The following is a 20,642-nucleotide window of genomic DNA, read 5'->3' as shown; positions in this document are numbered from 1 at the left end:
GCGGTTGCAACGGCTTTTTTATTGTTTGGTGCCCAGGAGAGGACTCGAACCTCCACGATGTTACTCGCTAGTACCTGAAACTAGTGCGTCTACCAATTCCGCCACCTGGGCTTTCAGATCAGCCTCGAATTATAGAACAAGTAATTGCGGCTTCTGGCGAGTGGATGAAGATTTTTTTAAATTCATTCCGCCAGCGTCCCGGGAAGCGGTGTCGGGGCATGAAGGCGGGAAATAAAAAAGCCGCTGTATTCACAGCGGCTTCGATATTTTGAAAACCTTCACAGGTTCTCGTTAAACTTGGTGCCCAGGAGAGGACTCGAACCTCCACGATGTTACTCGCTAGTACCTGAAACTAGTGCGTCTACCAATTCCGCCACCTGGGCATTTCAGGAAAGACTAAGATTGTATATCAAAAAAACCACCCCCGGCGCGCAGTCCGCGCATCTGTCGGACGAAATTGAAGGCAGCGTGCAGGGGCACCGTGACGGACACGGTTTTGTCATCCGCGACGATGGCGAAGGCGACATCTATATCCCCCCCAACGAAATGCGCGCTGTCCTGCACAAGGACCGCGTGCGCGTGCGCATCGTGCGCCAGGACCGGCGCGGCCGCCCCGAGGGCCGCGTGGTCGAGATCATCGAGCGCCCGCCCCAGCCCATCATCGGCCGCCTGCTGCAGGAAAGCGGCGTCTGGCTGGTGGCGCCCGAGGACAAGCGCTACGGGCAGGATGTACTGATCCCCAAGGGTGCCACCGGCGCCGCCAAGCCCGGCCAGGTGGTCGTGGTCGAATTGACCGAGCCGCCGGCCCTGTTCGGCCAGCCCGTGGGCCGCATCACCGAAGTGCTCGGCGAGGTGGATGACCCCGGCATGGAGATCGAGATCGCGGTGCGCAAGTACGGCGTGCCGCACGAGTTCTCGGCCGAGTGCCTGGCCCAGGCCAAGGAACTGCCCGACAAGGTGCGCGCGCAGGACAAGAAGCGCCGCGTGGACCTGACCGACGTGCCCCTGGTCACCATCGACGGCGAGGACGCGCGCGATTTCGATGACGCCGTGTACTGCGAGCCCGCCAAGGTCGGTCGCGCCAAGGGCTGGCGCCTGCTGGTGGCCATCGCCGACGTGAGCCACTACGTGGAGACCGGCAGCGCCATCGACATCGATGCCTATGACCGCGCCACCAGCGTCTACTTCCCGCGCCGCGTGATCCCCATGCTGCCCGAGAAGCTCTCCAACGGCCTGTGCTCGCTCAACCCCGAGGTCGAGCGCCTGTGCATGGTCTGCGACATGCTGGTCACCGCCAAGGGCGAGGTGCATGCCTACCAGTTCTACCCGGCCGTGATGTTCAGCCATGCGCGGTTCACGTACACCGAGGTCGCGGCCATTCTGGCCAACACGCGCGGGCCCGAGGCCAGCAAGCGCAAGGACCGCGTGAAGGACCTGCTCAACCTGCATGACGTGTACCGCGCCCTGCTGGTGGCGCGCCAGCAGCGTGGCGCGGTGGACTTCGAGACCACCGAGACGCAGATCATCTGCGACGAGAACGGCCGCATCGAGAAGATCGTGCCGCGCACCCGCAACGATGCGCACAAGCTCATCGAAGAGGCCATGCTGGCCGCCAACGTGTGCAGCGCCGACTTCATCGCGCAGGGCGGCCAGCCCGGCCTGTTCCGCGTGCACGAAGGCCCCACGCCCGAGAAGCAGGAAATCCTGCGCAACTACCTCAAGGCCATGGCCGTGGGCATGACCATCGGCGACGATCCCAAGCCCGCCGAGTTCCAGGCCATCGCCGAGGCCACCAAGGACCGGCCGGACGCGCAGCAGATCCACACCATGCTGCTGCGCTCCATGCAGCAGGCCATCTACACGCCCGTCAACAGCGGCCACTTCGGCCTGGCGTTCGAGGCCTACACGCACTTCACCAGCCCCATCCGGCGCTATCCCGACCTGCTGGTGCACCGGGTCATCAAGGCCATCCTGGGCAAGACCAAATACGCGCTGCCGTCGCTGCCGACGCCGGGCGAGGCCCACGCCAAGCTGGCCAAGCGCCTGGCCGCCCGCGTGGCGGCGCCCGGCACCAAGCCGCGCAAGGAAGTGAAGCCGCCGAGCCGCGATACGCAGGCCTGGGAGGCCGCGGGCCTGCACTGCAGCGCCAACGAGCGCCGTGCCGACGAGGCCAGCCGCGACGTGGAAGCCTGGCTCAAGTGCAAGTACATGCGCGAGCACCTGGGCGAGGAGTACAGCGGCGTGGTCAGCGCGGCGACGAGCTTCGGCATCTTCGTCACGCTCGACGCGATGTACGTCGAAGGCCTGGTGCACATCACCGAGCTGGGTGGCGAGTACTTCAAGTTCGACGAGGCGCGCCAGGAGCTGCGCGGCGAGCGCACCGGCATCCGTTACGCCATCGGCGCGCGGGTGCGGGTGCAGGTCAGCCGCGTGGACCTCGATGGCCGCAAGATCGACTTCCGCCTGGTGCGCGAGGGGGAGGAGCTGCTCGGCCGCGCGCTCAAGGACAAGGGCGTTGCCTCCGACGGCCCCGGCGGCGCGCGCAAGGCGGGGGGCCGCCCGGCAGCCCGCAAGCGTGGCCCCGCGCCCGAGGCGTCCAGCACCGAACTCGCATCGCTCACGCGTGAGCGCGCGGCCCGCTCGCCCATCCAGGAGCTCAAGGCCTCGGTGAAAAAGGCCGCGGCCGGCAGCAAGTCCGGCAAGGGCAAGGGGCGCAAGCCGCGCCGTGGCTGACCCCCGCGGCTTCCACCCGGGGTGAACCGTCTCCCGGGCGGGAATTTGCTATATATTTGATAGCTTCCGGCGCTTTCCAGGAGAGCGCCATGGGGCGATTCAATGGGATTTCTCTGGCATGGAGCGGGAGGGCCGCGCCCCGGGGTGTCGCAGGAATTCCGCATACCGCAGCGCCGTGTCCCGGGGCGCTTCCATCATCGGCAGGTGGCCCACCCCGCGCAGTGCCTCCACCTGCGCTCCCGGCAGGGCCGCCTTCAGGGGCCGCATGCCGGAGGGGTGGAAGACGCGGTCGCTTTCGCCCCACAGGACCAGGGTGGGGTGCTGCTCGAGGGCGGCGAGCTTTTCCTGCAGCAGATAGCGGTCCTTGAGCTGTGCATCCCAGAGCCGCGCATTGGATGCCGCGTTGCGCAGCGCGTCCTGCTGCGTGGCGTGCAGGATGGGATACGGCAGGAAAGGGCGTTTCTCGAACACCAGCGCCATCATGGCGTCGAACGCCGCGGGGTCGTGCGCCACGAGCGGGCGCTGCCCGCTGTCGATGAGGTGGTCCATGGCGCTGGGTTGCGGTGAACGGATGCCGTGTGGTGCTCCGATGAAGGCCACGCTCGCCACGCGCTCGGGGTGTGCTGCGGCGAACAGCGCCGCGATCGTGCCCCCCATGGAGTTGCCTGCCAGATGGGCCTTTTCAATGCCCAGTGCATCGAGCAGGCTGCGCAGGCGTTCGGTGTGGGCGGCGTAGTCATAGGCCTGGTCCTCGCGGCGCGTGCTTTCTCCGAACCCCGGCAGATCTGGCGCGATCACCCGGTGGGTGGCTGTGAGCGGGCGGGCGAACTCCACCCAGTGGTCCTTCTCTGCAAAGATGCCGTGCAAGAGGACGACCGGAACGCGGGGGGAACTGGTGGCGCCCTGCGCCGGGGGCCCTGGCGTGGCGCCGCTGTCCAGGTAGTGGATCTGGTGCATCGCGGCGGCGACGGTCTTTTCCTCCAGGCCCGACAGGCTGCGATTGAGCGCGAGCAAGGGCTCCGTGAACAACGAGGGGGCACCGTGGTACAGCGCCGTGGCGGCGAGCGCGAAAGCTGCCACGGCAGCAAGGACAATGCGTTTCAAGGATGGGTCTCCAGAGGTTGTCGTGGGTGGGCCGGCGCACGCCTGTCCTGCCCGCGCGGGGGCATTGGAATGGGGGGCATGGACGGGGATGGCGAAGGCTATCGGGAACCGTGCGAGAAAACTTGTATGTTTGGGCTATGCGCATGCCAGCACGGAACACACTGACCTTGGGCGCCGACCGTGCGCTGTATCTGGGCGACCTTCCCTCCACGGGCTGGCACTGCCATGCGTCGCCGGTGCTGCTCATCGGCCTGTCGGGGCGCTTTGCCTTGCACTGGCAGCCGGGGCGGGTGGAGACGTGCCATAGCGCGCTGGTGGCCGCCGGGGTGGAACATGTGTTCGACCCCTGCGGAGAGCACGTGGCGCTGATGTACCTGGAGCCCGACTCTCCCGAGGCGCGGGGTCTGCGGGGCCCGTTCCAGCAGCACGATGGCGTGGTCCTCGACGCGGCCAGGGCCGTGGGCTCGCGCAGCGCCATGGACGCTTACCTGCGCCACTTCGATCTGCAGGCCCTGCTGCGGTGCGGGGGCGGGCATGCGGCGGCGCCCCTGGATCCGCGCGTGGCGCGCAGCCTGCTGGCCCTGCGAAGCCCCCGGGACGGGCGGTGGGCGCGCGAGGGGCTGGCGTCGTCCGTGCAGCTGTCGGCCTCGCGCTTCAACCACCTGTTCCGGGCGGAGATGGGCGTCAGCCTGCGCCGCTACCAGGTGTGGTCGCAGGTGCGGCTGGCCATGGCGAACCTCGCGGTCAGCCCCCGGCTGACGGATGCTGCGCTGCAGGGCGCGTTCTCCGATTCGGCGCATTTCAGCCGCATGTTCCGGCAGACCTTTGGCATGACCCCCTCCAGCGTGCTCAAGCCCCTGAAGGAGGTCACGCTGGTGGGCCGGTGAAGGCCTCCTTGGCGGCGGTGGGCGGCGTGCGGCCTCGGCCGTGGCGCGGACAACGCGCTGGCCGTGCCGTCAGCCGCCCGCGCGCCGCGCGAGCCCGCTGGCGGTGAGCGCCAGCCCGGCCGGCCAGGCATCTGCCGCCAGCCCGTGGCCATACACCGCCTCGCAGGCGGCGCGCAGGGCACTGGCCCCGGCGGCCATGTGCGCCGCGACCATGCCGGCGAGCACATCCCCCGTGCCTGCGGTGGCCAGCCGTGCATTGCCCGTGGGGTTGATCGCGGGCACGCGGCCGGGGGCCGCCACCACCGTGCCCGAGCCCTTGAGCACGGCCACGCAGTTGAACTGCGAGGCCAGTTGCTGGGCCGCGTCCAGGCGGTCCGCCTGCACCTCGGCGGTGGACAGGCCCAGCAGCCGGGCGGCCTCCAGCGGGTGGGGCGTCAGCACCGTGGGCAAGCCGTGCTGGCCGCGCGCCACCACCAGCGCGTGCAGGGCGGCCTGGCTGGCGATGGTGTTGAGGGCATCGGCGTCCAGCACCAGCCGCGCCGAGCGCGTGATGACGCCCGGCAGCACATGGGCGACGGCCTGGCCGCCGCCGCAGCCGCAGACCACGGTGAGCTGTTCCAGCGCCAGGGCGTCGAAGCGGCGGAACATCAGCTCGGGTTGCTGCAGGTCCAGCTCCAGATGGCCGCCGTCGAGCAGGGCCACCAGCACACGCCCCGCGCCGCCATGCAAGGCCGCGGACGCGGCCAGCAGGGCGGCGCCCGCCATGCCCATGCCACGCCCCGCCAGCCCCTCTCCCCCCACCACGGCCACGTCGCCATAGCTGCCCTTGTGGCTGGCATGGGCGCGTGGTGCCGCCAGCGCGGGGCCACAAAGCCAGGCGCTGGGGGGCTCGTGCCCGGCCTCTGTGCCCAGCGCGTCAAACCACACCCTGCCCGTGGCGTCACGCCCCGCGCCAGTGAAGAGGCCGGGCTTGAGAGTGAGCACGCTCAGCGTGTGCCGCGCGGCGCGCGGCGGGTGGGCTGCGTCGGGCGCGAAGCCCGCCGCGAACTGTCCCGTATCGGCGTCCAGACCGCTGGGCAGGTCCACCGCCAGCACGGGCGCGGGGCTGCGCTGCAGGGCCTCCAGGCAGCGGCGCAGCCGCTCGTCCGGTGCGCGGGCCGGGGGGCTGGCGGGGTTGGCTCCCACGCCGATGCCCAGCAGCGCGTCGATGCACAGGTCGGAGGCCGTGAGGTCTTCGGGGGCGCTGTCGGCCCACAGCACGCCCGCGTCCCGCGCGCGTTCCCACGAACGGCGGGCATCGGCGGGCGCGCGGTCCGGGTTGCCCAGCCAGGTGACCACCACGCGCCGTCCGTCGCGCTGCAGGTGCAGGGCGGCCTCCAGGCCGTCGCCGCCGTTGTTGCCGGGGCCACAGGCTATCCACACGGTGCGGGCATGGGGCGCGAGCGCCCGGGCCAGGCGGGCCACGGCCAGGCCCGCCCGCTGCATCAGCGTGTGCGGGGGCAGGGCGGCGGCGGTCTGCTGCTCCATGCGCCGCGTGGCTGCCGTGTTGAACAGAGGGTGCGGCTGCTGGGGCGTGATGGGGTGCATGGGCGGGGGCTGGCAGGTGGTGGCGGGTGGTGGCGGGTGGTGGTCGGGGTGGGTGCCGGGGGCGGCGGGCTCAGGGCTTCGCCGTGGAGCGGTGGTCGTAGGCCAGCTCCATCCGGTAGGCCAGGCCCAGGAACAGCGATTGCGCGAGGCTCAGCGTGCTGGTGAGCGAGCGGAAACCAAAGGTGGCACCGTCCTGCGCGATCAGGGTGGCGCTGGCCAGGGCCGCGAGCGGGCTCAGCTGGCTGTCGGTGATGGCAAGCAGGCGCGCGCCGCGCGCCACCGCCGCCTGCGCGAGCTCCAGGGTCTCCTGCGCGTAGGGCTCGAACGAGACGGCGACCAGCACATCGCCGGGCGCCAGCGCGCGCAGCTCGCCCTGGTGCATGAAACCCAGCCCGTGCAGCCAGTGCACCGGCTTGGCCGTGTGCTGCAGCGCGTAGGCCAGGTAGGCGCCCACCGGAAACGCGCGGCGCGATGCGGCCAGCCAGAGCGCGGGGGCCTGCAGCATCAGCTCCACCGCCGCATCGAACTGTGCGTCCGGCAGGTTGCGCTGCAGCGCCTGCAGGCTGTCGATGTTGCCGTCGATCACCTCGTGCGCGAGCTGGGCGGCCGACCGCGCGCTGCCGCCGGGCACGATCAGTTCGCGGATGCGCTCCTGGTAGTTGCGGTTGGGGGCCAGTTGCCGCACGGCTCCGGCGCGGAACAGGGCCTGCATTTCCGTGTAGCCCGAAAACCCGAAATGCTTGGCAAACCGCACCAGTGCCGACGGCTGCACGCCGCATTGCGCGGCCGTGGCCTGCACGCCATCGAGCGCCAGCTGGTCGCGTTGCTTCTCGACATAGCGCGCGATGGTCTTGAGCTGGCGGCTCAAGGGCTCGAAGCCCGCATGCACGGCCGCCAGGAACGCGTCCGCGTCGGGGTAGGGGGCGGACGCGTTGCCGGGGGGCGTGGCAATGGGATTGGCCAGGGTATTTCTATTTTTCATTAAATTAGAAAATATTTTCTATTTTGGGCTATCATAGGCGCAACGAACCATTATCCGGCGCGCGCTTTCCCGCCGCCGCGCCCTTGCGGAGACCCATGCATGCTCTCTTTTCCTTCCAACCGGCCCTTTGACGTGGCCTGCCTGGGCCGGCTGGCCGTGGACCTCTATGCCCAGCAGATCGGCTGCAGCCTGGAGGCCGCGACCAGTTTCGCCAAATACCTGGGAGGCTCGTCGGCCAACATCGCCTTTGGCACTGCCCGGCTGGGGCTGCGCTCGGCCATGGTGTCGCGCGTGGGCAATGAGCAGAACGGCCGCTTCCTGCTCGACACCCTGCGGCGCGAGGGCTGCGACGTGAGCCAGGTGCAGGTGGACGACCAGCGCCTGACGGGCATGGTGCTGCTGGGCATCAAGGACCAGGACACCTTCCCCCTGCTTTTCGCCCGCGAGAACTGCGCCGACATGGCGCTGGACGCCGACGCGATCAGCGAGGAGTTCCTGGCGCGCTGCCGCAGCCTGGTGATCACCGGAACGCACCTGAGCACGCCCACCGTGCTGGCCGCGAGCCGCCGCGCGCTGGACATCGCGCAGCGCCATGGTCTGGTGCGGGTGCTGGACATCGACTACCGCCCCGTGCTGTGGGGGCTGGCCGCCAAGGGCGATGGCGAAACGCGCTACGTGGGCAGCGACGCGGTGAGCCGCCACCTGCAGGCGCAGCTCGGATCGTTCGAGCTCATCATCGGCACCGAAGAGGAGTGGCTGATCGCCGGCGGCGTGCCCGGGGACCTGATGGCCAGCCTGCGCGCAGTGCGCGGGCACACACAGGCCGTGCTGGTGGTCAAGCGGGGCCCGCTGGGCTGCAGCATCATCGAGGGGGCGGTGCCAGCCGCCCTGGACGATGCGCCCACGGTGCTGGGCGAGCGCATCGAGGTGCTCAACGTGCTGGGCGCGGGCGATGCCTTCGCGTCGGGCCTGCTGTCGGGCCTGCTGCGGGGCAAGACCCTGGTCGAGTCGGCGGCGATCGCCAATGCCTGCGGGGCCATCGTGGTGTCGCGCCACGGCTGCGCGCCCGCCATGCCCACACCGGCCGAGCTGGCCCACTGGTTCTCGGGGCACCGCCACCCCCGGCCCGACCAGGACCCGCAACTTGCCCATCTGCACCGGGTGACGGCGGCGCGGCCGCAGTGGACCGAGCTGTTCGTGCTGGCCTACGACCACCGCGCCCAGTTTGAAGACCTGGCGCGGCAGGCCGGTGCGCAGGGCGCACGCCTGCCCGTGCTCAAGCAGCTGCTCAACGCCGTGGTGGCCGAGGTCGAGCGGGACCCCGGGTGCGGGGGGCGCATGGGCGTGCTGATCGACGGACGCATCGGCGAGGCCGCGCTGCACGGCGCCACGGGCCGGGGCTGGTGGCTGGGGCGCCCGATCGAGCGGCCCGGCTCGCGCCCGCTGCGTTTCGACGGCACGCATTCGCTGGCCTCGCAGCTGGTGCACTGGCCGCGCGAGCAGGTCGTGAAATGCCTGGTGTTCTACCACCCGGACGACGCGGCCGCGCTGCGCGCCGAGCAGGACGAGTGGCTGCAGCAGGTGTGGGAGGCCACGCGCGCCAGCGGGCATGAACTGCTGCTGGAGGTGATTCCGCCCAAGGACATGCTGGCCCCGGGCGATACCGGCGAGGCCGTGCTGCGCGCCATCCGCCACTTCTACGGGATCGGCCTCAAGCCCGAGTGGTGGAAGGTCGGCGCCATGGCCGCGCGCCACTGGGAGGCGCTGGACGCCCTGGTGCGCGAGCGCGACCCGTACTGCCGTGGCGCGGTGATCCTGGGGCTGTCGCAGCCGGTGGAGCAGCTCATCGCAGGCTTTGCCGAGGCGCGCGCGCCCATCGTCAAGGGCTTCATGATCGGGCGCACCGTCTGGGCCGGGCCCAGCCTGGCCTGGCTCAAGGGCGAGATCGACGACGCCGGGCTGCAGGCCCAGGTGGCCGCCAATTTCCGCCGCCTCATCGCGGGCTGGCGCGACAGCCGCCCGGCGCAGGCCGCCACCGCCCCCGACGCCGCGGGAGTGCCCGCATGACACTGCTTGTCAAGGCCAACCCGTCGGGCCGGGTGGTGGTGGATGTGACGCCGGCCACGGCCGGATGGACCCACGTGGGGTTCAAGGCCCTGCGCCTGGGCGCGGGGGACGAGGAGTCGCTGGCCACCGGCGCGCGCGAGCTGTGCATCACGGTGCTCAGCGGGCAGGTGGACGTGCACGTGGGCGCACAGGCCTACCGGGCCCTGGGCAGCCGTGCCTCGGTGTTCGAGGAGGCCTCGCCCACGGCCGTGTATGTGCCGCCAGACCGGGCGGTGCGCATCGTGGCGCGGGGCGCCGCCGAGGTGGCGTTGAGCAGCGCGCCGGCGCGCGGCCTGTATCCCGAGCGGGTGATCGAACCCGCGCAGATGCAGCGCAGCGTGCGCGGGCAGGGCAGCAACACGCGCCACGTCTGCGACATCCTGCCCGAGTCGCAGCCCGCCGAAGGCCTGCTGGTCGTGGAGGTGATCACCCCGGCCGGGCATTCATCGAGCTATCCGCCGCACAAGCACGACAGCGCCGACGCGGGCCAGCCACACGCCGAAACCGTGCTCGAGGAAACCTACTACCACCAGCTCCATCCCGCGCAGGGATTCGCCTTTCAGCGCGTGTACACCGACGACCGCTCGCTGGACGAATCCATGGCCGTGGAACACCGCGACACGGTGATGGTGCCGCGCGGCTACCACCCCTGCGTGGCCCCGCATGGCTACGACCTGTACTACCTCAACACCATGGCGGGGCCCGAGCGCCGCTGGGCGTTCAGGAACGATCCCGCGCATGCCTGGATGGTCGCGCCGCGCTGATGCTATTTATTTGATAGCTGCTGGCGCAATCGCATCAAGCGCAAGAGCGCAAAAACACCAAAAATTTCCGAAAAGGTTCGCAGAAAACCTTGCCCCTGAACCGCCAACCTCTGGAGACAAACACACCATGAAACGCAACACCCTTCGCATCCTTGCCGGTGCACTGCTCGCCTGCACGCTCGGCGCCCAGGCGCAGACCGCCGCCTACCCGTCCCAGCCCGTCAAATGGGTGGTTCCCTATGCGCCCGGCGGCACCACCGACGTGATCGCGCGCAGCCTGGCCGTGCGCATGGGGCAGGACCTGGGCCAGCCCGTGGTGGTGGACAACAAGCCGGGCGCGGCCAGCATCATCGGCGCCACCTTCATCGCGCGCTCCGCGGCCGACGGCTACACCGTGGGCACGGCCGATTCGGGCACGCTGGCCTTCAACCCGGCCATGTATTCCGCGCTGAGCTACAACGCCGAGAAGGACTTCAGCTTCATCGGCGGCCTGGGCCGCATGCCCCTGGTGCTGGCCGTGCACCCCGACTTCCCGGCCCGGAACATGCAGGAGTTCCTGGCCCAGGTGCGCAAGGGCCCGGGGACCGTCTCGTCGGCCTCGTCGGGCCCGGGCTCTCCGCTGCACGTGGCACTGGAACTGTTCAAGCAGCGCACCGGCACGGACATCCTGCATGTCCCCTACAAGGGCTCGGCCCCGGCGCTGCAGGACCTCATGGCGGGCCAGGTGCAGTCGATGTTCGTCGACCTTCCGCCCAGCCTGTCGATGATCAAGGCGGGCAAGGTGCGCGTGCTGGCCGTGGCCACGCCGCAGCGGCTGTCCATCCTGCCCGATGTGCCCACCATGGCCGAAGCCGGCGTACCCGGCTTCGAGGCCTATGCGTGGCAGGGCTTCGTGGGCCCGGCCCGGATGCCTGCGGCGGTGGTGGAGCGCCTGAACAAGGACCTGGCGGCCGCCCTGCGCCATCCCGAGACGCGCGCCAAGCTCGAAGAGATCGGCATCCAGCCGCTGTCCATGACGCCCCAGCAGTTCACCGACTTCGTGCGCAGCGAACAGAAGCTGTGGGCGGGCGTGATCCGCGCCGCCAACATCCGCCTTGATTGACCGGGCCGATACGACCCCAGATACCCGACACGAGACACCACGCCATGACCGTTTCCCTGAACCGCCGCCATGCCTGCGCTGCCCTGGCCAGCCTGGCCGCAGGTACCATGCTGCCCGCCGTCGCCCAGACCGCGGCCTATCCCGGCAAGCCCATTGAACTCATCGTGCCCTTCGCCGCGGGCGGCGGCACCGATGTGCTGGCCCGGGCGCTGGCCGAGGCGGCGCGCAAGCACCTGCCGCAGGACCTGATCGTTCTCAACAAGGCGGGCGCCAGCGGCGCCGTGGGCTGGACCGAGCTGGCCAATGCCCGGCCCGATGGCTACAAGCTGGCCATCATCACGGTGGAGATCACGATGATTCCCCACATGGGCATCACCAGGATCACGGCCGACAGCCTGACCCCCATCGCGCGGCTGAACGCCGACCCGGCCACGCTGGCCGTGCGCGCGGATTCCCCCCTGCGCACCATCGAGGACCTGCTGGCGGCCGCCCGCAAGAACCCGGGCGGCGTGCGCGTGGGCAATGCGGGGCCGGGCTCGCTGGGGCATCTGGCGGCCGCGGCGCTGGAGGACAAGGTGGGCGTGTCGTTCAACCATGCGCCGTACCGCGGTGCCAACCCCGCCGTGCTGGACCTGCTGGGCGGGCACATCGAGGTGGTGGCCGTCACGCCGGTGGAGGTGGCCACCTATGTGGCGGCGGGCAAGATCCGCCCGCTGGCCGTGATGTCCGAGCAGCGCATCGCCGCCGGGTGGGAGGCGGTGCCCACGCTCAAGGAACGCAAGATCGACCTCGTGATCGGGGGCTGGCGCGGTCTGGCCGCGCCCAAGGGCACTCCGCCCGAAGTGGTGGCGGTATTGCGCGCCGCCATCGCCAAGACCCTGCAGGAGCCCGCGCTGCGCGACACCATGGCCCGCCAGAACATGGGGGAGGGCTACCTGGACCAGGCGGACTTCAACGCCCTGATCGCACGGGACAACGCCACGTTCAAGCAACTGGTGGACAGGCTGGGCATCAAGGCCTGAGAAGCCGCCGAACCTGCAGGCCCGCCCTGCGGCGCCCCACGGGGCCGCTGCGGGCGGTTTTCTTTTTTTGGGTGTGCGTCCGCCGGGTCCACGGTGTCCGCCTCGCGGGGGGCATGGCCGCACGGCTTCGCCCGTCCCGGGGGCCGCGGCACGCGCACGGCCTCATGCCCCGAAGCCGGGGGCAAAGGCCTCGCGCAGCCATTCCACGAACACCGACACCGAACGCGGCACATGGGCCGAGTAGGGACGTATCGCGTGGATAGACTCGCTGAAGGTGCCCACGGAGCGCCAGTCGGGCAGCACCTGGACGAGCTTGCCCGACTGCAGCGCGGCCTGCGCGCTGAAGTCGGGGACCAGCGCGATGCCCAGGCCCGCCAGGGCCGCGTCGCGCAGGGCCTCGCTGTTGCTGGCGGCCAGCGGCCCGGCCACGGGCACGGTCAGTCGGGGGGCGGTGCCCGGCACCACGGGCTCGAAGGTCCAGGCCGGAGCTTCCTGGGTGCGGGGGTAGTGCAGGCAGTCGTGCCCGCGCAGGTCGCCGGGCGTGCGGGGCAGACCGGCGCGGCGCAGGTAGGCGCGGCTGGCCACCAGCACGGACCGCGTGGTGCACAGCAGCCAGGCCACATGGGTGTCGGGGGCCACGGCGGTGTGGCGGATGGCCAGGTCCAGCCCTTCGAGCGTCAGCGAGCGCAGGTTGTCCGACAGGTCCAGCTCCAGCCGCACTTCGGGATAGGCGCGCACGAACGCAGGCAGCCGGGGCACCAGTTGCTGGCGTGCCAGCGCGACGGGGGCGGTCACGCGCAGGCGGCCCTGGGGCACGCCGGCGCGGTCGCGCACGCTCGCAAAGCTCTCGGCGATGCTGTCGAACGCGCCCCGCGTGTCGTCCACCAGCTGCCGCCCCGCCTCGGTCAGGCCCACGCTGCGCGTGGTGCGCCGCACCAGCGGCACGCCTGCCGCGCGTTCCAGCTCCGCGATGTGCTGGCTCATGGCCGCCTTGCTCACGCCCAGGCGCGCGGCGGCGCCGGTGTAGCTGCCCTGTTCGCCCAGCACGACAAGCCAGTGCAGGTGCGACCACAGGGCTTCGGGTTTGGGATGGATTGTCGATTTCATGGCGCTATTGTTCATCAATGTGAACAATCAATTCACCGCCACGGTCTTGGCGCGGCGGGTTGTCGCTCCTAGACTGCAGGCCACTTTCCACCGTTCTTTGAAAGAGGTTTGCATGACCACCGCCACCCAGCCGGCCCCCATTGGCCACTACATCCACGGCCAGCGCACCATGGGCACCAGCACACGCAGCCAGGACGTGACCAATCCCGCCACGGGCGCCGTGACGGGCCGCGTGGCGCTGGCCCACCGCGCCGATGTGGATGCGGCCGTGGCCGCCGCGCAGGCCGCCTTTCCCGCCTGGGCGGACACGCCGCCCATCCGCCGCGCCCGCGTGCTGTTCAAGTTCCTGGAGCTGGTCAACCAGCACAAGGATGCGCTGGCCCGCGCCATCACGGCCGAGCATGGCAAGGTGTTCACCGATGCGCAGGGCGAGGTGGCGCGCGGCATCGACATCATCGAGTTCGCCTGCGGCGTTCCGCAACTGCTCAAGGGCGATTTCACCGACCAGGTGAGCACCGGCATCGACAACTGGACGTTGCGCCAGCCCCTGGGCGTGGTGGCGGGGATCACGCCTTTCAACTTTCCGGTCATGGTGCCCATGTGGATGTTTCCGGTGGCCATCGCGACCGGCAACACCTTCGTGCTCAAGCCCAGCCCCACCGATCCCACGGCCTCGCTGCTCATGGCCGACCTGTTCCGGCAGGCAGGCCTGCCCGACGGCGTCTTCAACGTGGTGCAGGGCGACAAGGAGGCGGTGGATGCGCTCATCGAGCACCCCGATGTCCGGGCGATCAGCTTTGTCGGCTCCACCCCCATCGCCAACTACATCTACGAGACCGGCGCCCGCCACGGCAAGCGCGTGCAGGCCCTGGGCGGCGCCAAGAACCACATGATCGTCATGCCCGATGCCGACATGGACCAGGCCGTGGACGCCCTCATCGGCGCGGGCTACGGATCGGCCGGTGAGCGCTGCATGGCCATCAGCGTGGCCGTGCTGGTGGGAGATGCCGCCGACAAGGTGGTGCCCAAGCTCGTCGAGCGCACGAAGGCGCTCAAGGTGCTCGACGGCACGAACCTGGCGGCGGAGATGGGCCCCATCGTCACCCGCGCGGCCCACGAGCGCATCTCGGGCTACATCGACCTGGGCGCGAAGGAGGGCGCGCAATTGCTGGTGGATGGCCGCGGCTTTGACGCGGCGCAGGCCGGCGAGGGCTGCGAAGGCGGCTTCTGGATGGGAGGCACCCTGTTCGACCATGTCACGCCGCAGATGCGCATCTACCGGGAGGAGATCTTCGGCCCGGTGCTGGCGGTGGTGCGCGCCAAGGATTTTGGCGAGGCCGTGAAGCTGGTCAACGACCATGAGTTCGGCAACGGCGTGGCCTGCTTCACGCGCGACGGCAACGTGGCCCGCGAGTTCGGCCGCCGCATCCAGGCCGGCATGGTCGGCATCAACGTGCCGATTCCCGTGCCCATGGCCTGGCATGGCTTTGGCGGCTGGAAGCGCAGCCTGTTTGGCGACATGCACGCCTACGGCGAGGAAGGCGTGCGCTTCTACACCAAGCAAAAGAGCATCATGCAGCGCTGGCCTGAAAGCACGCCCAAGGGGGCCGAGTTCGTGATGCCGACGGCCAAGTAGGACCCGGCGCGCGGTCGCTGGAATGGGGCTTTGGCCCCATTTTTTCGTGGCCGCGGCGCGTTGCCGCGGGCCCTTTCGATCCCCGCGCCCAGCATCCCTGGCGGGTTTGCCGGGCCTCCCGTTCCGGGGGGGGACTCCAGCACGCTCTAGAAACGCTGGATGCCGAACTCCTCGAGGCCGATCTCGGGGCTGCGCTGGCCGATCAGGTCCGCCACGGCCCGGGCGCTCCCGCAGGCCAGGGCCCAGCCGCCGGCGCCGTGGCCCGTGTTGAGCCACAGCCCCGGCACCCCGCTGGGGCCCACCACGGGGGCCGCGTCGGGGAGCATGGTGCGCGCGCCGCGCCAAACCTGCAGCCCCGAGGAGAGCTGCGCCCCTCCGGGGAACCAGTCGTTGAGCGTGCGGTACAGGCGCTGCAGGGTGGGCGCATGGTGGTCCGCGTCAGCGCCCGCCAGCTCCGCGCCACCGGCAATGCGCACACGCTGCCCCAGGCGGGTGATGGAGATCTGCTGGGCCATGTCCACCACGCTGGCGCGTGGCGCGTGCGTGGACTCACGCAGGGGCGCGCTGACCGAATAGCCGTACACGGCGGTCATCGGCAGGCGCAGCCCCAGCGGCGGCAGCAGCGCGGCCGAGGCCATGCCCGCGCACAGCACCACGGCATCGAAGCGGCGCAGCTCGGGCTCGCCTGGCACCGCAATGCCCAGGGGGCTGGTGCCGATGCGTTCGACACGGGTGTTGAACGCGAACTGCACGCCCGAACCCTGCGTGCCCTGGCGCAGCAGTTGCGCGAACAGGCGGCAGTTGCCGGCGCTGGCGTCCGGCAGGTGGATGGCGCAGGCCAGCGGGGCGTCGGGGGACAGCCCGGGCTCGATGTGGCGCGCCGTCGCGGCATCGATCTCGCGTGCCGCCACGCCGCAGTCGCGCAGCACCTGCAGGGCCGGCTGCAGCGCGGCCTGCTCCTGCTCGCTGCGCAGCAGCACCAGGCGTCCGTCACTGGATTCGAAATCCAGCTCGTGCTGGCTGGCGATGGCCTTCAGGCGCTCCTGGCTGTACCGCGCCAGTTGCTCCAGCGCCGGGGCCGGCGCGCTGTTGGCGCGTGCCGCGCGGCGCCAGCGCCACAGCCAGGCCAGATGGTCCTGGCCCAGGCCGGACGCCAGCCGCAGCGTGGCGTGGGCGCCCATGAGCCGCAGCGCCTGGCCGAAGCCGGGCAGGGCCCAGGGGCTGAGCACGTGGGAGCCCAGCAGGCCGGCCGTGGCAAAACTGGCTTCTTCGGCGGCAGCGCTGCGCTGCTCGAACACGGTGACCTCGTGGCCGTCGCTGGCCAGCTCATAGGCAGTGGTGACGCCGACAATGCCGGCGCCCACGATGGCAATCTTCATGAATTTGGGTGTTTTTAGCCTCTAGAGCTTGATTATCAAGCGCTTGCAGCTATTGTTTTTGTAGTATTTTTTCGATTTGCAGGCCCGTGTTGAGCACGGTGTCATCCCGCAGGGCCCCGTGCCAGACCATCAGGCCCACCGGGAGTTCCCCCGGTACATGGCAGGGCAGGGACAGCGCGCAGCCGTCCAGTAGATTGACGGCGCTGGTATTGCGCAGCAGCAGGGTGTTGACGCGGAAGAACTCGGCGTCGCGCGCCGCATCCTGCGCGGCGTCCTGGCCGCCGGCCGGGGCCACATCCGCCAGGGCGGGGGCCACGATGGGCACGGTGGGGGACAGCAGGACGTCGTAGCCTTCCATGCACGCGTGCATGCGGGCCATCCAGTGCTGGCGGGCCTGCAGCAGGTCGATGTATTCCCATGCCATCAGCGCCGCGCCCTTGTCGATGCGCGCACGCACACGGGGGTCGTAGCGCGTGCCCGCGCGCTGCAGCAGTTCGCGGTGCCAGGCGTAGGCTTCGGGCGCGGAGAAGCCATGCACCGGCTGCTCCTGCATGGGGGGCATGTCGATGGTGTCGATGGTGGCGCCCGCCGCGCGCAGCGCGGACAGGGTGCGCTCGAACGCCCGGGCCACCGTGGCGTCCATTCCGTCCAGGAAGACCGTCGAGGGGACGGCCAGGCGGTATTGCGACAGCGGTGCCAGGCTGCGCGTGACGCTCCGGGCGGCCAGCACCTCGTGCGCCACGATGGCATCGCGCACGCTGCGGGTCATGGCGCAGGCCGTGTCGAGCGTGGTGGACAGCGGGACGGCCCCGGTCGTGGGGACCAGCCGCGCGGTGTTCTTGAAGCCCACGATGCCGTTGAGCGCCGCCGGAATGCGGATCGACCCTCCCGTGTCCGACCCCAGTCCGATGAACGCAGCCCCCGTGGCCACCGACACGGCGGCGCCCGACGACGAGCCGCCGGGAACCCGTGGCGCGCCGGGCAATGCGCCCGACCGGGCATCGAAGGCCGCGGGCGTGCCGAAGTGCGGATTCACCCCCACGCCTGAAAACGCGAACTCCACCATGTTCGTGCGGCCGATGACAACGCCACCCGCGGCACGCAGGCGCGCCACCGCGGGGCTGTCGGCCGCTGCGGCGGGCGCATCCGCCAGCACCGTGGAGCCGGCGGGCGTGGGCTGGCCGGCGATGTCGAACAGGTCCTTGACCGATACCGCCAGGCCGGCCAGGGGCAGGCGGTCCAGGCTGGCTTGCACCGCATTGGTGCGTGCTTCCCCGAACAGCGTGCGCACGAAACTGTGGGTGTTCGCAGGGGATTGGGCGGCTTCGATGCAACGTTCCAGCTCTGCGGGCACGGCGGTGGTGCCGTCCCGCAGGCGGTCGCGGGTGGCGATCAGGTCAGGGAGCATGGGTGTGCTAGAATCTTTGGGTTTTGCTGGGAGCAGTAACGCGGGCAAGGGGCAGTGCAATCCGGTGTGATCGGGCATTGTCGCAATGTGCGTGTGGCGGCTTACGCAGAACCAATCGCAAACCAGCCCTGTCAAGGTGTTGCGTCTTTCGTGAGAAACCACGGCGGCGCAAGTATTGGGGCTGGATTTTAGACCCAACCTTTGGAGTATTTTTATGTCCGTTACCATGCGCGAAATGCTGGAAGCCGGTGTCCACTTCGGTCACCAGACCCGCTTCTGGAACCCCAAGATGGCCCCCTACATCTTCGGCCATCGCAACAAGATCCACATCATCAACCTGGAAAAGTCGCTGCCACTGTTCCAGGAAGCCCAAAAGTTCGCCAAGCAACTGGCTGCCAACCGCGGCACGATCCTGATGGTCGGCACGAAGCGCCAGGCCCGTGAGATCCTGTCCACCGAAGCCCTGCGCGCTGGCGTGCCCTTCGTGGACCAGCGCTGGCTGGGCGGCATGCTGACCAACTTCAAGACGGTCAAGACCTCGATCAAGCGCCTCAAGGACATGAAGGCCCAGCAAGAAGCTGGCCTCGACAGCCTGAGCAAGAAGGAGCAGCTGACGTTCTCCCGCGAGATCGAGAAGCTCGAAAAGGACATCGGCGGCATCCAGGACATGGCTGCGCTGCCCGACGCCATCTTCATCATCGACGTGGGCTTCCACAAGATCGCCGTGGCCGAAGCCAAGAAGCTCGGCATCCCGCTGATCGGCGTGGTCGATACGAACCACTCGCCTGAAGGCATCGACTACGTGATCCCTGGCAACGACGACTCGGCCAAGGCCGTGACGCTGTACGCCCGTGGCATCGCCGACGCGATCATCGAAGGCCGTGCGAACGCCGTGAACGAAGTGGTCAAGGCCGTGACGGCCGAGAGCTCCGATGAGTTCGTGGAAGTGCAAGAAGCCGCCGCCTGATACCCGGCTGCGCGATCCGTCGCGAATGAAAGCGGGGCCCCTGGTGAGCCCCCTTTTTTTTAGGCTGAATCTAATCGATTGAACTGAACACTGAAGGAATAAAGATGGCTGCAATTACCGCAAGCATGGTGGCTGAACTGCGTGGCAAGACCGACGCGCCCATGATGGAATGCAAGAAGGCCCTGACGGAAGCCGACGGCGACATGGCCAAGGCCGAAGAGCTGCTGCGCGTCAAGCTGGGCACCAAGGCGGGCAAGGCTGCATCGCGCATCACGGCCGAAGGCGTGGTGGCGAGCTACATCGACGGCACCACCGGTGCCCTGGTCGAAGTCAACAGCGAAACCGACTTCGTCTCCAAGAACGACAGCTTCATCGCCATGGCCAATGCCGCCGCGAAGCTGGTGGCCGAGCACAACCCCGCCACCGTCGAAGCCCTGGGCGCGCTGCCCTACAGCCAGGACAGCTTCGGCCCCACGCTGGAAGATGTGCGCAAGGGCCTGATCGGCAAGATCGGCGAAAACATGTCGTTCCGCCGCTTCAAGCGCTTCAGCGGCTCCAGCCTGGCAGCCTACCTGCATGGCTCGCGCATTGGCGTGGTCGTCGAGTTCGACGGCGATGCCGCTGCCGCCAAGGACGTGGCCATGCACGTGGCCGCCATGAAGCCCGTGGCCCTGACCAGCGCCGACGTGCCTGCCGACCTGATCGCCAAGGAGCGCTCTGTCGCCGAAGGCAAGGCCGACGAAGCCAACAAGGAACTCGTGGCCGCCGGCAAGCCCGCGCAAAGCGCGGAAATCACCGCCAAGCGCATCGACGGCGCCGTGCAGAAGTACCTCAAGGAAGTCTCGCTGGCTGACCAGGTCTTCGTGAAGGCCGCCGACGGCAAGCAGACCGTGGCCCAGATGCTCAAGGCCGCCAACACCAACGTGAAGGGCTTCACGCTCTACGTCGTGGGTGAAGGCATCGAGAAGAAGGTCGACGACTTCGCCGCCGAAGTGGCCGCCCAGGTGGCTGCTGCCAAGGCTGCTGCCTGATCGTTTCCGCAACCCCCCAAGCCCCGCATCTATCACCGGAGAAATTTCCCATGTCCCACGCCGCACCAGCCCACAAGCGCATCCTGCTCAAGCTGTCTGGTGAGGCGCTGATGGGGGATGACGCCTTCGGCATCAACCGCGCCACCATCGTCCGCATGGTGGAGGAGATCGCCGAAGTGACGCGCCTGGGTGTCCAGGTGGCCGTGGTGATCGGTGGGGGCAACATTTTCCGTGGCGTGGCTGGCGGCTCGGTCGGCATGGACCGTGCCACCGCCGACTACATGGGCATGCTGGCCACCGTCATGAACGCGCTGGCCCTGGCGGACGCCATGGACAAGCAGGGCCTGGTGGCCCGCGTGATGTCCGCCATCGCCATCGAGCAGGTCGTCGAGCCCTACGTGCGTCCCAAGGCCCTGCAGTACCTCGAAGAGGGCAAGGTCGTGGTGTTCGCGGCCGGTACGGGCAATCCGTTCTTCACCACCGACACGGCGGCTGCCCTGCGCGGTGCCGAGATTGGCGCCGAGCTGGTGCTCAAGGCCACCAAGGTGGACGGCGTTTATACTGCCGACCCCCAGAAGGACCCCACGGCCACGCGCTACACGAAGCTCAGCTTCGACGAGGCCATGTCCCGCAACCTGGGCATCATGGATGCGACCGCCTTCGCGCTGTGCCGCGACCAGAAGCTGCCGGTGCGGGTGTTCTCGATCATCAAGCATGGCGCCTTGAAGCGCGTGGTGATGGGCGAAGACGAAGGTACGCTGGTTTACGCTTGACGACGACGATGATGGCTTGCGGCCTGCACCGGATGCAGGCCGGCCCCGAGGAGA

The 20,642-nt window shown here is 69.3% G+C and carries 16 protein-coding genes and 2 tRNA genes; 10 read left to right on the top strand and 8 right to left on the bottom strand.

What is annotated here, in order from left to right; genetic code table 11:
• Positions 1-26: 26 nt before the first annotated feature.
• Together ACAM51_RS04195 and ACAM51_RS04190 are read right to left on the bottom strand one after the other, a co-directional pair.
• A tRNA-Leu gene (locus ACAM51_RS04195) sits at positions 27-111 on the bottom strand.
• A 187-nt stretch (positions 112-298) separates the two neighbouring features.
• Positions 299-383, bottom strand: a tRNA-Leu gene (locus tag ACAM51_RS04190).
• A gap of 19 nt (positions 384-402) precedes the next feature.
• Between ACAM51_RS04190 and rnr the strand changes: the two genes are divergently transcribed.
• Positions 403-2,733, top strand: coding sequence for a ribonuclease R (gene rnr / locus ACAM51_RS04185; protein WP_369642801.1), 2,331 nt, complete (start codon positions 403-405; stop codon positions 2,731-2,733).
• Positions 2,734-2,832: 99 nt separating this feature from the next.
• On the opposite strand, the gene ACAM51_RS04180 is transcribed toward rnr, so the two are convergent.
• A complete protein-coding gene (locus ACAM51_RS04180; protein WP_369642800.1) occupies positions 2,833-3,837 on the bottom strand; it encodes an alpha/beta fold hydrolase in 1,005 nt (334 codons plus the stop codon).
• Between the two features lie 143 nt (positions 3,838-3,980).
• Here ACAM51_RS04180 and ACAM51_RS04175 point away from each other — a divergent pair, with 143 nt between their 5' ends.
• Complete coding sequence (locus ACAM51_RS04175) at positions 3,981-4,724, top strand: helix-turn-helix transcriptional regulator (RefSeq protein WP_369642799.1); 744 nt, start codon at positions 3,981-3,983, stop codon at positions 4,722-4,724.
• A 69-nt stretch (positions 4,725-4,793) separates the two neighbouring features.
• On the opposite strand, the gene ACAM51_RS04170 is transcribed toward ACAM51_RS04175, so the two are convergent.
• Positions 4,794-6,311: an NAD(P)H-hydrate dehydratase gene (locus ACAM51_RS04170; protein ID WP_369642798.1), complete on the bottom strand. Its 1,518-nt coding sequence runs from the start codon at positions 6,309-6,311 to the stop codon at positions 4,794-4,796.
• A 70-nt stretch (positions 6,312-6,381) separates the two neighbouring features.
• Positions 6,382-7,293 carry a MurR/RpiR family transcriptional regulator gene (locus tag ACAM51_RS04165; RefSeq protein WP_218341580.1) on the bottom strand — a complete coding sequence of 304 codons (912 nt, stop codon included), beginning with the start codon at positions 7,291-7,293 and terminating at the stop codon, positions 6,382-6,384.
• 99 nt (positions 7,294-7,392) lie between these two features.
• On the opposite strand from ACAM51_RS04165, the gene iolC reads away from it, so the two are divergent.
• From iolC to ACAM51_RS04145, 4 genes are all read left to right on the top strand, one after another.
• A complete protein-coding gene (gene iolC, locus ACAM51_RS04160) occupies positions 7,393-9,360 on the top strand; it encodes a 5-dehydro-2-deoxygluconokinase (protein ID WP_218341581.1) in 1,968 nt (655 codons plus the stop codon).
• Entirely contained in the window at positions 9,357-10,163 is an 807-nt protein-coding gene (gene iolB / locus ACAM51_RS04155; protein ID WP_218297704.1) for a 5-deoxy-glucuronate isomerase, read from the top strand. Before iolC ends, iolB begins: the two co-directional genes overlap by 4 nt.
• 127 nt (positions 10,164-10,290) lie before the next feature.
• Entirely contained in the window at positions 10,291-11,265 is a 975-nt protein-coding gene (locus ACAM51_RS04150) for a Bug family tripartite tricarboxylate transporter substrate binding protein (RefSeq protein ID WP_369642797.1), read from the top strand.
• Between the two features lie 44 nt (positions 11,266-11,309).
• Positions 11,310-12,287: a tripartite tricarboxylate transporter substrate binding protein gene (locus ACAM51_RS04145; RefSeq protein WP_369642796.1), complete on the top strand. Its 978-nt coding sequence runs from the start codon at positions 11,310-11,312 to the stop codon at positions 12,285-12,287.
• 162 nt (positions 12,288-12,449) lie between these two features.
• On the opposite strand, the gene ACAM51_RS04140 is transcribed toward ACAM51_RS04145, so the two are convergent.
• Positions 12,450-13,394 (bottom strand): LysR family transcriptional regulator, encoded by a 945-nt coding sequence (locus ACAM51_RS04140; RefSeq protein ID WP_369642795.1) that lies wholly within the window; start codon positions 13,392-13,394, stop codon positions 12,450-12,452.
• 112 nt (positions 13,395-13,506) lie between these two features.
• Between ACAM51_RS04140 and ACAM51_RS04135 the strand changes: the two genes are divergently transcribed.
• Positions 13,507-15,030: a CoA-acylating methylmalonate-semialdehyde dehydrogenase gene (locus ACAM51_RS04135; protein ID WP_369642794.1), complete on the top strand. Its 1,524-nt coding sequence runs from the start codon at positions 13,507-13,509 to the stop codon at positions 15,028-15,030.
• Between the two features lie 146 nt (positions 15,031-15,176).
• Here ACAM51_RS04135 and ACAM51_RS04130 read toward each other — a convergent pair whose 3' ends face one another.
• Complete coding sequence (locus ACAM51_RS04130; protein WP_218341587.1) at positions 15,177-16,409, bottom strand: FAD-dependent oxidoreductase; 1,233 nt, start codon at positions 16,407-16,409, stop codon at positions 15,177-15,179.
• Positions 16,410-16,458: 49 nt separating this feature from the next.
• Positions 16,459-17,817: an amidase gene (locus ACAM51_RS04125; protein WP_369642793.1), complete on the bottom strand. Its 1,359-nt coding sequence runs from the start codon at positions 17,815-17,817 to the stop codon at positions 16,459-16,461.
• Positions 17,818-18,031: 214 nt separating this feature from the next.
• Between ACAM51_RS04125 and rpsB the strand changes: the two genes are divergently transcribed.
• From rpsB to pyrH, 3 genes are all read left to right on the top strand, one after another.
• Entirely contained in the window at positions 18,032-18,784 is a 753-nt protein-coding gene (rpsB, locus tag ACAM51_RS04120) for a 30S ribosomal protein S2 (protein ID WP_218297697.1), read from the top strand.
• A 104-nt stretch (positions 18,785-18,888) separates the two neighbouring features.
• Positions 18,889-19,815: a translation elongation factor Ts gene (tsf, locus tag ACAM51_RS04115; RefSeq protein ID WP_218297696.1), complete on the top strand. Its 927-nt coding sequence runs from the start codon at positions 18,889-18,891 to the stop codon at positions 19,813-19,815.
• Positions 19,816-19,865: 50 nt separating this feature from the next.
• The gene (gene pyrH, locus ACAM51_RS04110; protein WP_056413356.1) at positions 19,866-20,588 is read left to right on the top strand and encodes a UMP kinase; all 723 of its coding nucleotides are present in this window, start codon (positions 19,866-19,868) and stop codon (positions 20,586-20,588) included.
• The last annotated feature ends 54 nt before the right edge of the window (positions 20,589-20,642 follow it).

The organism is Acidovorax sp. A79 (assembly GCF_041154505.1).
In the GTDB taxonomy this organism is placed as follows: domain Bacteria; phylum Pseudomonadota; class Gammaproteobacteria; order Burkholderiales; family Burkholderiaceae_C; genus Acidovorax.
The sequence above is the reverse complement of the archived record's forward strand: the minus strand, read 5'-3'. Positions and strand labels throughout refer to the sequence as shown.